General features: G+C 56.6%; 1 protein-coding gene. It reads right to left on the reverse strand.

Annotated elements, in window-relative coordinates:
- A partial coding sequence (locus F1735_RS34915) for a helix-turn-helix domain-containing protein (protein ID WP_167241635.1) occupies positions 1–279 on the reverse strand: 279 nt, incomplete at both ends.

Below are 279 nucleotides of genomic sequence, written 5' to 3' on the forward strand. Positions count from 1 at the left end.
TCGGCCCGTTTCTCGAAGAAGTTCTTGTACGCCCTCTCCAAGTGCTTCAATGCATGTTGCAGCGGATGACACGGCGCGTCCTTCAGCCAAGGTGTGTCAGGACCAGTGCGCCACCCGGTCAATTGCTGCGCCATGGCGACGTAGCCGATGAACCTGTTACCGGCCTCATGATTCTCTTTTTGCATCGCCAACGCCTTGTTGTAGACGAATCGGCACGCGCCAGCGAAGCGGCGCATATTGCGCTCTTGCTCGCCATCTGGCATCAGTTCGTATTGATAG

The sequence above is a fragment of the Massilia genomosp. 1 genome, from assembly GCF_011682185.1.
GTDB lineage: Bacteria > Pseudomonadota > Gammaproteobacteria > Burkholderiales > Burkholderiaceae_D > Telluria_A > Telluria_A rubra.